The 13,813-nt window shown below is 39.2% G+C and carries 12 protein-coding genes; 4 read left to right on the top strand and 8 right to left on the bottom strand.

Translation table 11 applies throughout. The annotated features are described in order from the left end of the window. The first annotated feature begins 241 nt into the window (after positions 1–241). Positions 242–439: a DUF2811 domain-containing protein gene (locus AC5JMK_RS18310; RefSeq protein WP_009454132.1), complete on the top strand. Its 198-nt coding sequence runs from the start codon at positions 242–244 to the stop codon at positions 437–439. 443 nt (positions 440–882) lie between these two features. On the opposite strand, the gene AC5JMK_RS18305 is transcribed toward AC5JMK_RS18310, so the two are convergent. Then, a complete protein-coding gene (locus AC5JMK_RS18305; protein WP_016865534.1) occupies positions 883–1,602 on the bottom strand; it encodes a response regulator transcription factor in 720 nt (239 codons plus the stop codon). Between the two features lie 690 nt (positions 1,603–2,292). Between AC5JMK_RS18305 and AC5JMK_RS18300 the strand changes: the two genes are divergently transcribed. Then, positions 2,293–2,922 carry a CPP1-like family protein gene (locus AC5JMK_RS18300; protein ID WP_096677038.1) on the top strand — a complete coding sequence of 210 codons (630 nt, stop codon included), beginning with the start codon at positions 2,293–2,295 and terminating at the stop codon, positions 2,920–2,922. Between the two features lie 72 nt (positions 2,923–2,994). Here AC5JMK_RS18300 and AC5JMK_RS18295 read toward each other — a convergent pair whose 3' ends face one another. From AC5JMK_RS18295 to der, 5 genes are all read right to left on the bottom strand, one after another. Further along, on the bottom strand, positions 2,995–3,699 hold the full coding sequence (locus AC5JMK_RS18295) for an HAD family hydrolase (RefSeq protein WP_096677037.1): 705 nt from the start codon (positions 3,697–3,699) through the stop codon (positions 2,995–2,997). A 116-nt stretch (positions 3,700–3,815) separates the two neighbouring features. Continuing rightward, positions 3,816–4,001 (bottom strand): hypothetical protein, encoded by a 186-nt coding sequence (locus AC5JMK_RS18290; protein WP_096677036.1) that lies wholly within the window; start codon positions 3,999–4,001, stop codon positions 3,816–3,818. 19 nt (positions 4,002–4,020) lie between these two features. Next, a complete protein-coding gene (hppD, locus tag AC5JMK_RS18285; protein ID WP_096677035.1) occupies positions 4,021–5,115 on the bottom strand; it encodes a 4-hydroxyphenylpyruvate dioxygenase in 1,095 nt (364 codons plus the stop codon). Between the two features lie 187 nt (positions 5,116–5,302). Beyond that, complete coding sequence (locus AC5JMK_RS18280; protein ID WP_096677034.1) at positions 5,303–6,262, bottom strand: energy-coupling factor transporter transmembrane component T family protein; 960 nt, start codon at positions 6,260–6,262, stop codon at positions 5,303–5,305. A 171-nt stretch (positions 6,263–6,433) separates the two neighbouring features. Beyond that, positions 6,434–7,795: a ribosome biogenesis GTPase Der gene (gene der / locus AC5JMK_RS18275; protein ID WP_096677033.1), complete on the bottom strand. Its 1,362-nt coding sequence runs from the start codon at positions 7,793–7,795 to the stop codon at positions 6,434–6,436. Positions 7,796–7,987: 192 nt separating this feature from the next. On the opposite strand from der, the gene AC5JMK_RS18270 reads away from it, so the two are divergent. Further along, complete coding sequence (locus tag AC5JMK_RS18270; protein ID WP_096677032.1) at positions 7,988–8,764, top strand: glucosamine-6-phosphate deaminase; 777 nt, start codon at positions 7,988–7,990, stop codon at positions 8,762–8,764. A gap of 251 nt (positions 8,765–9,015) precedes the next feature. On the opposite strand, the gene AC5JMK_RS18265 is transcribed toward AC5JMK_RS18270, so the two are convergent. Next, positions 9,016–11,088, bottom strand: coding sequence for a hypothetical protein (locus tag AC5JMK_RS18265; protein ID WP_096677031.1), 2,073 nt, complete (start codon positions 11,086–11,088; stop codon positions 9,016–9,018). A 441-nt stretch (positions 11,089–11,529) separates the two neighbouring features. Between AC5JMK_RS18265 and AC5JMK_RS18260 the strand changes: the two genes are divergently transcribed. Beyond that, on the top strand, positions 11,530–12,252 hold the full coding sequence (locus tag AC5JMK_RS18260; protein WP_096677030.1) for an SDR family oxidoreductase: 723 nt from the start codon (positions 11,530–11,532) through the stop codon (positions 12,250–12,252). A 306-nt stretch (positions 12,253–12,558) separates the two neighbouring features. On the opposite strand, the gene AC5JMK_RS18255 is transcribed toward AC5JMK_RS18260, so the two are convergent. Further along, positions 12,559–13,659: a hypothetical protein gene (locus AC5JMK_RS18255; RefSeq protein ID WP_495910738.1), complete on the bottom strand. Its 1,101-nt coding sequence runs from the start codon at positions 13,657–13,659 to the stop codon at positions 12,559–12,561. Positions 13,660–13,813 lie beyond the last annotated feature (154 nt).

The following is a 13,813-nucleotide window of genomic DNA, read 5'->3' as shown; positions in this document are numbered from 1 at the left end:
GAACTGATTCGTAATATTTCGCAGCATTGACAACCCCACCCCCTTTTGGCGCAAAATGATGCGGCTTACCTTTTTAGTCTGCTCTGATGTGAAATCTAAAATCGCAAATCTAAAATCCAAGAGATTGACCTTACTACAGAATTATTGGCAGGCAAAGAAAGAGCCTACACACTCTCATCCTGTGGCTATAACTCAAAGCAATATTTCCTAGTCAATGGACACCGCCAAGGAGAAAAACCTCATGAATACAACTGTTAGCATTTTTACAGAAATTCCTGAAACACTACACGAATCTCTCAAAATCTACTTAGAAAAGCATCCTGATTGGGATCAAAACCGGGTCTTAACGGCGGCGCTATCATTGTTTTTACTCCAAAATGGAGATAGCGATCGCCGAGCTGCTCGTGTATACTTAGAAACCTTGTTTCATCACTGCTAGATATTAATACTGTGTACTAAATTATGCCTAAAAGCTAATTTAGTAGACATCTTGGTCATGGGTGTTTCAATTAGCAGTGTAATTAAGTAGACTATGCTATTTAGTATCCAATTCAACATCTACTATCCTAAGTAGCCAAATTTTTGTGAACATGAAGCGGCCGTCAACTGTACTTAGATGTAGCTATCTACCGAAATTAAATGATCGAGCGGCACAAGCCGCTCAAAATCTCTCTAATGGAAGATGCTGCGTTTGGACGTAATCTGTATTGCTTTTCGCAGAGTACGCTTACAGCAACTAAATAAATATTAAATATTAAATATTAAATATTAACTATCAACTATTAACTATTAACTAGCAATCTTGGATTTTGGATTTTGGAAAATGGAATTGAGGTCAATCCAAAATCGCAAATCTAAAATCCAAAATTGATTGACCATTGACTACTGTGGTTTATCTGGCTGCTGAGATTGAGGAGGACATTCAAATTTGTAGCCAACACCACGTACAGTCTGAATTAATGCTGGCTGGCTAGCATCAACTTCTATTTTCTTGCGAATTTGACCTATGTGTACATCTACAACCCGTTGGTCGCCGACGTATTCATAATCCCAAACTTCCTGGATTAGTTCAGCTCTTCGCCAAACTCGACCTGGATGACTAGCCAAAAAATGCAGCAAGTCAAACTCCAAGGCGGTTAGAGGTACTGGTTCATGATTGAGTGTTACCTCTCGCCGCACCGGATCGATCATCAACTTTTCAAATATCAGACGTTTTTGTTCTGCTGTGGTTACAACCCGTTGACGCCGCAAAATAGCTGCGACTCTGACTTCAAGTTCTCCCAGACCAAATGGTTTGGTGAGATAGTCATCAGCACCTTTAGAAAAGCCGCGAATCTTGTCAGCTTCATCTGCACGGCTGGTTAACATCAGAACAAAAACGCCATTGCGGCTTTGCATTTCTTGACAGAGGTTGAAGCCGATCACGTCTGGTAAATTAACATCCAAAATTACCAAATCTGGATTAAATTGCTCAAATAGAGCTAGAGCAGTCTTACCATCTTCAGCAGCCTCCACCTGATAGTTCTGCTTCATCAAAAAGCGTTGGATTAAATTCCGTACCGCAGGGTCGTCATCAACTACAAGAATCTTGGCGGGAGCCATGACCATCACTTTGCACAAAAATTTATTAGGATAAACATACAGGCTGCGTAAAAAACGCATTTCCTGCTAAGGACAAAATAAAATCTACAAGGTTAAGGCACAAATTTCCTGAATGATCCAGATAATTAGTTTAATCAGGATTTTCGACTACTAGAGTGCGAATTTTATGATCATGCCACCCTGAACTGTTTTAGGCTAATAGTTGTTAACCTTGTTTGTAATAAGTAGATGCTCTTACGTTAGCCGCAAACCTAAGTAAACTAAGATACTTTTATATCTTTATTACTTAGTAATTTCAACGCTATTAATTTTAAATCGATATGCGGCTTTATGGTAAAAGGGAATGTAAGGCTTCCTAATTAAAACTTAATCAAGGTACAGTCAACAACCAAATTGGAAATGGAAAAGCTATTTTTTTCATGAAAGAAAGGCTTGTAGGTATTTTTAACTCAAATTCTAGAGTAGAGCTAGAATTTATGAACGACATTAGGGGATACACGGAGTTATAACAATATGTTAAAGTGTCTATAGTTAAAAGTACCAGGTCGATTCTGCTTACAGATGCTACGATTCAGGTATGATACATAATAAATCGACTGAAACATTGGTTTCGACCGACACAAAATCTCAATTTATTTTTTTTGTAAATCAAAGATTGCTGCCGAGTAAGGCTAAAGTTATAAACTCACCATGAGCGAGCAAAGTCCCTACGAAAAACTTGGGGTGTCTGAAGAAGCTAGCTTCGATGAAATTCAAGATGTTCGTAATCGCCTCTTGCAGCAACATAGCGGCGACAGCAAGCGTCTAGAAGTCATAGAAACAGCTTACGATGCGATTTTGATGGATCGCTTGCGGATGCGCCAAGAAGGAAAAATTAAAGTACCAGAACGTATCCGATTTCCAGAACGCCTTGTCCAAGCACCTCCAAAAGAAACTCCCGCACCTCGTGAAAAGTCGCCTGTATGGCTGCAAAATTTTTTGGATAAACCAACACCAGCAGATATGATTTTACCAGGTGCTTGGTATCTGGGTTTAAGTGCTATAAGTGTGTTTTATCCAGGTGGGGGCGATCAAGTTTTACAGATGGCGTTAGTAGTTGGTGTAGGTATTAGTATTTACTTCATCAATCGCAAAGAAGGTAAATTTGGTCGAGCAGTTTTATTTATTCTAGTTGGTCTAATTACTGGTTTAATTGCTGGAGGAATAGTTGCTAATTTGGTATTGCCACAAATACAGCAGTTTGTTAGTCTGACACCAAATCAGTTCTCTACGGTGGTAACTTTTGTTTTATTGTGGTTGATTAGTAGTTTTCTTAAGTAAATAACCTGAAAAAGGGAAAAGGAAAAAGGGTGATCACAAAACTCCTTTAACCTTTACCCAACGAATTACCAATTATCTAGTTCCAATTGGTTGTAAAGCTTGTTCTAAAACTAAATCAACAGCTACACTAAAATTCTTAACAATAAAATCTGGCTGATAAAATTCTAGTTGTGCGCGATCGCGGATACCACTCTCTACAGCAATTGCTTTTATATCATGCCTTTTAGCAGCAGTGATATCAGCTTCTGTATCTCCTACCATCCATGTATCTGTAGCGCCTGGTAATTCTTTCAATGCTCGTGCCATCAACAAGGGTTTATCATCAATGTCACGGGTTTTTACATAGTCATTACTCAGACAATAGCAGCGATTCTGTGGAAAAAATTTACTTAAATCATACTGTTTGAAAGCGTAATCTAGCTCTCTGACTCGACGCATAGTCATAACCGCTAAATCAACACCAGCTTCTTGAAGTTTTAACAACGTATCCACAGCACCAACCGCTAGGCGATCATACTGGAAATAAGGTTCTGTATGTACTGTATTTCGCCGTAGTTTGGAAAACTCTTGTGCTTGTAACTCATCTAAACCAGAAGACATAGCGATTTGGGTTTCGCTAATGCGCGATCGCTTCATTTGCCAAAATTCTGCTTTTGAAAGTTCTTGCACTTGTTGAGATGGACGGCTGATTTTCTGTAAGCAGAACTGATACACACGGTAGTATCGTTCTGAAACATCCATAATTGGGCCGTCAAAGTCTGTTATAAGTCTTAACATTTTGTTAAAAAAATAATACTTAAATTTATCTTTACATTAGCCCAGATTTAGCGATGTTTGGGTTTTAAATATTTGATGAATGAGTTTTGGATTACTAATCAGATGTAGATTTGCGATCAACTACTGACAAAAATTCTGTATTCTGTCATTGGCTCGTCATTTGGTGATGAAATGTGTTCTTTTTCTGCTCCTAACTCTGCATAGACATAAAGACCACGCTTACCTCTGAGATGTCCGTAGACACAGCCATCAGCACAAGCTGCTTCAAATTCCTCGCGTATGGCTTTGATTCTAATCGCCATCTGTCTGTTCTCATACTCCCTAACAAGCACCCCGTTTCATTTGTTCTCGTTCTATGGCTTCAAATAAAGCTTGAAAATTGCCTTCACCGAAACCTTGAGCTTGGCGACGACGTTCTATCAATTCAAAGAAAAAAGTTGGCTGTTCAAAGATAGGCTGAGTGAAAATTTGTAGCAATAAAGCATGGGGAGTCTGTGGGTTCCAGTCCACCAAAATTTCTTGTTGAGCGATCGCTTTTAATTCCTCAGCAGTCAGGGGAAGTTCTCGACGTTCTTTGAGTTGCGAGTAATAAGTTTGGGGAACTGGGAGCAAAGATAAACCACAAGCACGAAATTGAGCGATCGCACTGACAATATTGTCAGTGCGTAAAGCAATATGTTGAATTCCGGAGCCTTGATTGACATTTAGAAATTCTTGAATTTGGGAATTAGCTGAAGTTGGTTCGTTAATGGGCAATTGTACATTGCCACAGCGAGAAACCATAACTTGGCTAGATAAAGACGAGCGATCCGTTTGAATTCTAAATGTCTGCTGGGGTTGAAAATCAAGAATTTTTTCGTACCACGTTACTGCACGCTCTAGATCACCCATTGCGACATTGAGGACAATATGATCTATGGCGGCGATTGAAAAGGACCCGGAAACTAATGTTTCATTATGATCTGCGTTTTCCGAAACTGCGTTAGTTAAACAACCTCTTTCGATCAATGTATGTGACACAGAACCCCAAGCAGCTATTTTGCTCCATTTAATGTATTTATCTCCTTGTTGATGATGTTGGATGGGTTGTAAAACTTTAGTACCGTATGGTTGAGCGCGAGCGATCGCTGCTTCTACATCCTCAACAGTAAAAGCAATATCTGCTACACCGGGGGGATGTTGATGGAGAAAATCTGCCACTGGACTGATAGGTAATAGTGGTGAAGATAACAAAAAGCAAACAGAACCACTTTTTACTGCTTCTGTACAGGTGTGAAAATTACTCCCGTTGTCTATATGTATAAAAGGGGTTAAGAGTGTCGAACTTTCAACGGTTTGAAAACCAAGATGACTGACAAACCAATCACGCCAAGCTTTGGCATCTTCCACGTAAAAGTGAACCCAATTAATTTTCATAAGGTAAGAGAATCCAGCACAACAGCCTATCTGTCTCGTTATTTTGCCTTTTTTGCTGAATTTTCAAGTCATTCCTAAGCAATAAATTAGTTATTGGTCATTTGTCATTTGTCATTTGTCATTTGTCATTTGTCATTTGTCATTAAGTATTAATTATCTCTCTTGTCCCCCTTGTCTGGCGACTCCATTAAATCTCAGTACCGATCGCCAACCGCACTCCCCAAAAGATAATTAAAGCTGCAATAGCTAGCCAGTCAAGTCTTTTGAGGCGTAGATCGTGCCATTGAACTCGATGTTCATTAGGACTCGTAAAGCCTCTTACCATCATTGCATTTGCCATTTGTTCTGCTCTTAGTAGTAGATTTTCCAAAAGTCTCTCTGCTATTAGCATCCAAACTTTGATTGCTCCTTTCAATCCCAATTTTTTCCAGTTTATTGCTCTTGTCATGACAGAGCGAACTAAATTCTGTACTTCTTCTAAAACCAAAGGTATAAACCGTAACGACAAAGTTAACATTAATGTGATTTCAGTTACAGGTATATTAAACCTTTGTAGCGGTTGCATTAAGCTTTCGAGAGCGGCTGTGATTTCTTCTGGTGCGGTTGTTAGTAGATATAAATTAGTACTATAAATAACAGTAAATAATATTGTACTTAGGCTAATTGCTAAATCTAAAGAACGACGAGTTACTTTGATTGCGCCTTTTTCAAATAGTACGTAATTATATTTTTGTTGCTTCTGAGTGGCTAAATTTTTATTGGTTGGAGTTGTAGTTGGAGTTGTAGTTAGAGTTGCAGAAGTAGTAGGATTTGGTTGCTCAGTTAAGATGATATCGTTAGCTGGTAGGCGTGGTTGATATCTTATACCCAAACCATCAGGGCTAATAGCAGCAATCACTAACACAAAAAAGCATAGCATTAATAACCAACCCATCTGCTGCTGCCAAACTCGCTTGGGTATTCTGGCAATTAAGGTAGCAATAATCAACAATACTACCAGTAATATTCGCCACAAGTTGTTAGCAAAAATGTAGGTTGTAAGAAAACTCATCAACCAGATAAACTTGACACGTGGGTCAAGCTTATGTAACCAAGTTTGCGGTTGTTCTAGATAAAGACCGATTGGTAGCGATCGCAGTAAATCCATGTTTCAATTTTAGATTTTAGATTACCCTGCGGGTAGACACGGAGTGCCTACCAAAGGTAGCCGCAGAAGCGTCTATAGATTTTGGATGATTGAACTATTTGTAAGTTCCCAGATTTATGATTTTAGACAGGTTTCCCCAATCTAAAATCCACGCATCCAAAATCCAAAATTCTAGACGCGGGCTGCTCTATTATTACTAACACTTTCCATATCTCGAGCTTTTTTACTCCGCCAGAACAATCGGATCGGAGTACCCTTAAATCCTAATTGCTGCCGGAATTGTCGTTCGATATAGCGGCGGTAGTTATCGTTAAAACGTTTAGCATCATTGACAAACAATGCTATTGTAGGTGGCTGAGAGCTAACTTGCGTACCGTAATAAATTTTACCTTGTTTGCCACTGCGGCTGACTGATGGTGAATGCCAGCGAACTGCTTCCTCTAGAACTTCGTTAATCACCGAAGTGGTGACGCGGCGCTTGTGTTCATCGGCTGCTTGATTTACCAATTCCAAAATCTTCTCTACTCTTTGTCCAGTCAAAGCGCTGACAAAGATAGTTTCTAACCACTCAGTAAAATGTAGCCTTTCTTGCAAATGTTTTTCGTAATCGTAAATGGTATAAGAGTCTTTGTCTACCGCGTCCCACTTATTAACCACAACAACGCAGGCCCGGCCTTCTTCAATTACCCGTCCCGCTAACTTTTGGTCTTGTTCTGTAACACCATCAATAGCATCAATTACTAATAAAACTACATCTGCACGACGAATCGCTTTAAAAGCACGATTAATACTAAAAAATTCCGGGCCGTATTCTACGTTTTTCTTTTTGCGAATTCCTGCGGTGTCGATTAAAACATAGGTTTTGCCATCACGTTCGATTTTAGTATCAATTGCATCACGGGTAGTACCGGAAATTGGGCTAACAATTGCTCTCTTTTCACCAACAAAAGCATTAAGTAAGCTTGATTTCCCAACATTTGGACGTCCAATAATTGCGATTTTGATTTCATCAATATCTGGAATATCTTGGACTGGTTGTAAATAATTTACTAGTTCGTCTAGTAAATCTCCCGTACCGCTACCATGAATAGCAGAGACGGCGAAAGGTTCACCTAATCCTAAATTCCAAAATTCAGCAGCTTGGATTAAACCTTGTTCTGGAGATTCGCATTTATTTACAGCCAACAGCACAGGTACGGGTTGTTGTCGTAACCATGTAGCGATTTCTTCGTCAGCTGCTGTCGGTCCGGTCAGACCATCAACTACAAAAATAGCCGCACTGGCTTCTGCAAGTGCAGCCATAGCCTGTTGGCGAATTAATGGCAAAAATTCGGTGTCATCATTAAAGACTAAACCACCAGTATCGACAACCATAAATTCGCGATCGCGCCAAAAAGCACTCAAGTATGTGCGATCGCGTGTTACTCCTGGTTGATCATAAACAATAGCAGATTGCTCTCCCGCCAAACGATTGACAAAAGTCGATTTGCCCACATTTGGGCGACCAATAATAGCTACGATAGGAAGTCTCATAATGTCGATGCAGAATACTGCAAATCTTTATTGTAGCGATTAGAGCTGTTCTTTTTATCTGTTTACCATTTAATTTAGTAGTAAGTCCTGTTAGCTTTCCTTGCTCAGAATTTAGTTCAGCTAAGAATCTTCAATTAAAATTCAAAAGTAATCAAGAATCTATAAACAATAAACTATATTTTTGATAATTCAATGCCGTTCACCAAAAAAATTTTTCGTGTTGATGACCTGAATGTGCAAATTTATAACTGTGAAGCTGAATTAGGCGAGAATGTAGCAGAAATTGCACGTGATTATTTACAGGAAGTTTTACAAAAAAATGGTCATGCTGCTGTATTGCTAGCTACAGGTAATTCTCAGATAAGATTTCTTGATACATTGATAGCATTGGGTGGTATAGATTGGTCGCAGGTTACTTGTTTCCATTTGGATGAATACTTAGGAATTTCTGCTGGTCATCTTGCTAGTTTTCGACGCTATCTACGGGAACATTTTCACAAACGAGTCAACCTGAAAGAATTTCACTATATCGAAGGTGATGCTTTAGAACCTTTAGTTGAATGCGATCGCTACAGCAAATTATTGCAAGCACAACCAATCGATTTATGTTGTTTGGGTGTGGGAGAAAACGGACACATCGCTTTCAACGATCCATCTGTGGCTAATTTCCAAGATGCTTACAGTGTGAAATTAGTGAAATTAGATCAAGCGAATCACAAACAGCAAGTTAAGCAAGGCCATTTTCCGAATTTAGAAGCTGTACCAAAATATGCTTTTACTGTTACGATTCCCTTGATTTGTTCTGCCAAAAAAATTCTCTGTCTTGCACCAGGATCACACAAAGCTAAAATAGTGCAACAGATGTTACAAGAAAATATTAGTACAGATTGTCCTGCTTCTATTCTTCGCAAATATTCTCAAGCAACATTGTTTTTGAATCAAGATTCTGGTTCATTGGTTAGCAGTTAAGTAAATCGGCACAAATAAAGCTAACTCGTTGAGGTCGTCATTTGTTATACTCTACGAAAAGCCGAAGAAGGCGCGTCTATTTTATTGGTCATTAGTAAGGGTTTTAGGCTTGTTTACTTTTCGTAACATGCTTAGGTTTATTCCCGCCAACTTACTTAGTTAAGAACAGGGAAACAAATTTCCGGCGATTTACCAGACATGCTGTTTGTCACGTCTGGTAAAAAAATCCATTGAAATTGGTTTAGATCAATTTAAAATCGACTAGGATCATCATCCAGTGCTAACAAGAAGTTAATTAAGTCAGTTTGCTTGTTGCGAGTCACATAGAATTCATGACCAGTACCATCAAGATTACTCCTTACCAAAGCAGGATTAGCTTTGTTTGTTGCTATAACTTGGGTGCGAAGTTCCTCATCTAGCAAGGCGCGTAAGCTACTAGCAGGATCGGCGGGAATGCTTTGACTGAGAGTTCCAGTCAATCCCAAGCCAGAGGGGTCAACTATACTAAAGCTACCATCTGAGTTAATTTGCAAACTTCCTGCTCGTACTGCTGCACCACCATCATGCAAATATGGTGCGCTCAAGTAAAGACCCCTTAAAGAAGTAGTTTTGTAACCTCCATCCGGCAATATACCTGTGGGTAAAGTTGTAGAGTTAACAGAAATACCGTCTGTTGGTACATCCAGTACTGTAGCATCGACAGGTACAGGTACAGGTGTATCGAAGCTGTATATTTTTGGTGCTACTAACAAATTATTGAGCTTGAGGCGAGACTTACCACGTTCTGGATTAGTACCAATTTCACTGACTGGATGAATTTTGTTGTCAGTAAAGAAAGGTGGAATATGGCAAGTTGCACATCCGGCTTCCTGAAAGATTTTTGCCCCCCGCACGACAGAATCGCTTCTGAGTGCTTGCCAATTTTCGCGAGTGCGGTTAGCAGGTGGTAGTAAGTTATTTTGGAATACTGACATGGCATTGTTAGCAAATAAGAACTTACCACTAGCGATATCATCTGGCTTGTCAGTGTTGGGGCTAAAAACCAAACCATTATATGTAAATAAACTAGGGTTCAAATCTGGGTAAGTACCTGTTCCAGGTGCAGGAATTTGATCTTCTAATTCCGCTTGGGTAAGATCTGGTGCAACCTGACGTAGCCACTCCGAAGGTTTAACTGGTTTTCCCAGTGGTAAACGCAAACGTGGATCGGCAGCATTTTGGAGAAATGCACCAATGTAGACTTCTGAGTCTATACCAAGGGTTTTTTGACTTAGTTGTGCAGCTGCTAACAGATTCACTTCTGAAGAATGCACACCATTGTTGAAAGCACTAAGTCCAGCAAACGGCCCAACAGCAAACTGACCATCAGAAGAATAAGGATGTGTCTGAAAAGTAAAGATACTGGGAATTTGAGTAGTATTATCAATGCCATCCGGTGAACTCTCGAAGTGACCAAAAGGCACATCTAACACAGCATCATCAAAGGCTTGCTCAAATTTATCAGAATCAGGCAATTTGATCAATTTACCTTCGCTATCAATAATTGTCTTGCCTTTACCTTGGTATTGTGGATCTAGGGGATTAAAGTTTAACCTGGCAAACCCAGCAGCAGAATTTGGTGCTAAAGCAATCAAAAAGGGAATAGCAAGTTCACCATTGGGTATCCCTGCTAGGCGTTTACCTTGATCAGAAACAACAGCGTGACAGACTGCACAGGTAATATCGCCGTTTTCTTTGATTCCCAAAGGGAAAAACGTTCCTCTTTCCACTTTAAAACCTGTGTTAAGCACAGTTCCTTTGGGAAAAGTCCGACTACCCAGTGTTATTTCTTTTTGCAGGGTAATTTGTAAGTTGTTGGTTGACTGTCCACGTAATTGTGCGATCGCTGTAGTTAATTCTGGCAAGATGCGAAATAAGCCTTGTCTAAAACCAAACACATCTTGCAAACCGAAATTATCACCTATTTTCCGGTTAAAAAATATATCCTCGCCTTTGTCAATTAATTCTTGCGTAATTTCGACTGCTCCTATTTTTTGATAGGAAATTGGATCACTCGGATCAAGTTCTTTTTCTTGTACCAACTTTGCTGCATCTTCAGGACTCAGGAGTTTACCGAAGTAGTCATAATAGCCAAGTGGTTGAGTGGATGCAGCTTGTAAAAGACTAATTTTGGCTAGGCTTGGCTGACCTGCCATCAACCAATTAGATAGCAGAATGCCAGAAAAACTAATGATAAAAACGAATACCAAAAAGAAAATTCGAGCCTTAAATGCAAAAAATCCCCTAAATCCACTTTGTTTAGGGACTGTTTTTTTATTTTTCATAGTTATTGGCTTTTGATTTATGTAGTTAGGTAAAGCGTGCAAATACGTATATGCACAGTAACAAAAGGTTTTTTGTGATGGAGTATTATACTTTTATATTTCAGTATTTACTGAACAATAAACAGATTTTGCAACTCAAATTAATATTGTGAAAATACTTGAAATATTTTATGCAATGTTTACTACATGAAGTATGTAGAGACGTATCATAGTCAGCTTATACCGTTTCACAAAAACGTAGAGGTGTATGACTGTATGTCCCTACCCATGTGTTTGTATCATTAAAAAAGTGAAATGGTATTAACCAAAATTCTCAAGATAGTTAAAAATTAAACGTATAAAAATTATTTTATGTATATTCTTAATCTATTCTTTACCTCTAGTTAGAGTGACTGCCTATATTCTGAATAACGGCAAATACTCTCAATTTTTATAAAAATTATGGATCTCAAAGATAAAGTTGCGATCGTGACTGGGGCTAGCAGTGGTATCGGTACAGCCATAGCTCATAATTTAGATGAAGCTGGAATGAAGCTGGTTTTAACAGGGCGATCGCAACAAAAACTGTCTGAACTTGCAAATCAACTTAAAAATGCCACCATTGTTCCAAGTGAAATTACTGAGCCTGCTTTACCACAACGTCTTCTTGATACTGCACTGTCAGAGTTTGGGTCTTTGGATGTCATCATTAACAATGCAGGTGTGATGCACATGATGTCAATTGAAGAAGCCGACATCGAAGCGTTGTGCAACATGATCCGCGTCAATTATGAGGCTGTGGTGAGAATGTGTTACACAGTCTTGCCTTATTTTAAAAAGCAAAAAAGTGGCTTTATCATCAATATGTCGAGTATATCGGGATTAAAAACTACACCGATGATCGGTGTTTATGATGGTACTAAACATGCTGTGGAAGCTTTTACAGATTCCTTACGGATGGAATTAGCTGGTTCTGGTGTTGGGATTGCGACTATAGAACCTGGCGCAGTCGCAACAAATCTTTATGATTCTTGGCGTGAAAGTGGTAAGCAAGGCTACGACGAAATAGTCTCACAGCCACTACAAGCTGATGATGTTGCCCGTTGTGTACGTTTTATTTTAGAACAACCTGCTTCTGTAATTGTGCCTCGCCTGTTTGTAGTTCCAGCCGCATCGCCTGTTTAACAAATTTTGATCACTTCCCTCTTTACTTAGCAAAGAGGGAGTTGTTGTTACTGTATAAAATTTGCCATAAGGTAATTGCGAAAACCCTTGAAATACTATTTACATAAAATAAAGCCGCATTGAGTCATTGCTATGACAACCAAACAAGCAATTTTTATAGTACGCCTTGTATACCTTTGTATAGCAGTGGAGAAAAAATAGTCGCGCTTGAGCAGAATAATTGGTAACAGTCACGTTCCGTTCTTAGGAAAGTGCGGGGTGGTGACACCTCAATGTTAGCGACCCCATCGACTCTAACCAGCTGAGTTAGCGCGATCGCGACCATAAACGAATCACAAGCCAAGTCAACGCGCTTGCTATCACCCCGGCAATGATACTGTATACCAGTGGGATGAAGATATTAAAACTAGGGTCATTGCGGAAGGTGGGCTTTAGCTCTTCCTTTAAACTCATAACAAGAGAACCTGTAGCTAATCCTACACCGACAATGCCCACAGTATTTTGGAAGTTGCGATCGCGTTCAGCCTGGTCAACTTCAACGCGGCTACGAAGCGTATTAATTGAAATATCTAACCATTTAGAACTCATCTCCATATGCTCATAGTCTTTTGTTATTTGTAGCAAATATTTATCGGTCACTAAGTTACTAAATCCTTCTAAAAAATTCAGTTCACTTTCTCCCTCTGCTTGTTTTACCATTCTCTCCAAGCGTTTTTTGTAATTACTTAAATTTATCTCTATCGTGCGACCTTGAAAATCGAGATAGCTTAAGTTAATTGAATAAGGAGTTAGCGTATTCTGTACCTGAAACAAGGATTGCCGGACTTGTTTTAACTCAATATGGGAATTATCTTTTTGGCTAAGTTCAATAGCCTTTTGGATTGTAACTAAATAATTTTTAATATATTGTTTGATCAACCGACTTTGACCATATGCCCACAGGATTTTGTGGCGATAGCAAAATAAGCGCATCCAATCAGGATAGAATCTGGCGGCTTTTTCGGCAGTGGCTTCATCTGGATAAAGAAGAATAATAATGTGCTGATTTTCTTGAATACTTTGAATGTGAGTCGGAGATGCCATTCCTTCTTCAATTGTTAAATGATATCGCGAGAGTTCAAATATATATGCCCCTAGAATCTGCCCTTGTCCTTGCAGATTTTGTTTCCAATTTGAATCAGGCATTAACTCTTGATAGCAAGCTTTGGCAATATCTTCAGGTTTTTTTTCTGAGTTTTTGGGCAGTTGACCAGAAATCATCCACGTTTGCCCAATTGTGGCAACTTCACCATTTAATCTTTGCGAAATTTCATGTTTGAGTGCTGCAAAGCATTTGGTTGGTTGTGCCTGAGTTTTATTGTTAACTGAGCAGTCTAGTAGCAGTCCATAAGTATCACCGATCCGCACAGGATAGTAATAGCCCTCAAAGGGGTACTGGGTATCCCTACCTTCAAACTGTTTTATTTTTGTCTTAGCTAGTAATTCGACATATTCGACCTCAAAGTCTCTATCAAAGAAGTCCGGGAGCGTGAGAACCCCTATCTTTTAAGGAGGGGATGAA

Source organism: Pelatocladus sp., from assembly GCF_059505505.1.
This window is presented reverse-complemented; position numbering and strand designations above follow the sequence as displayed.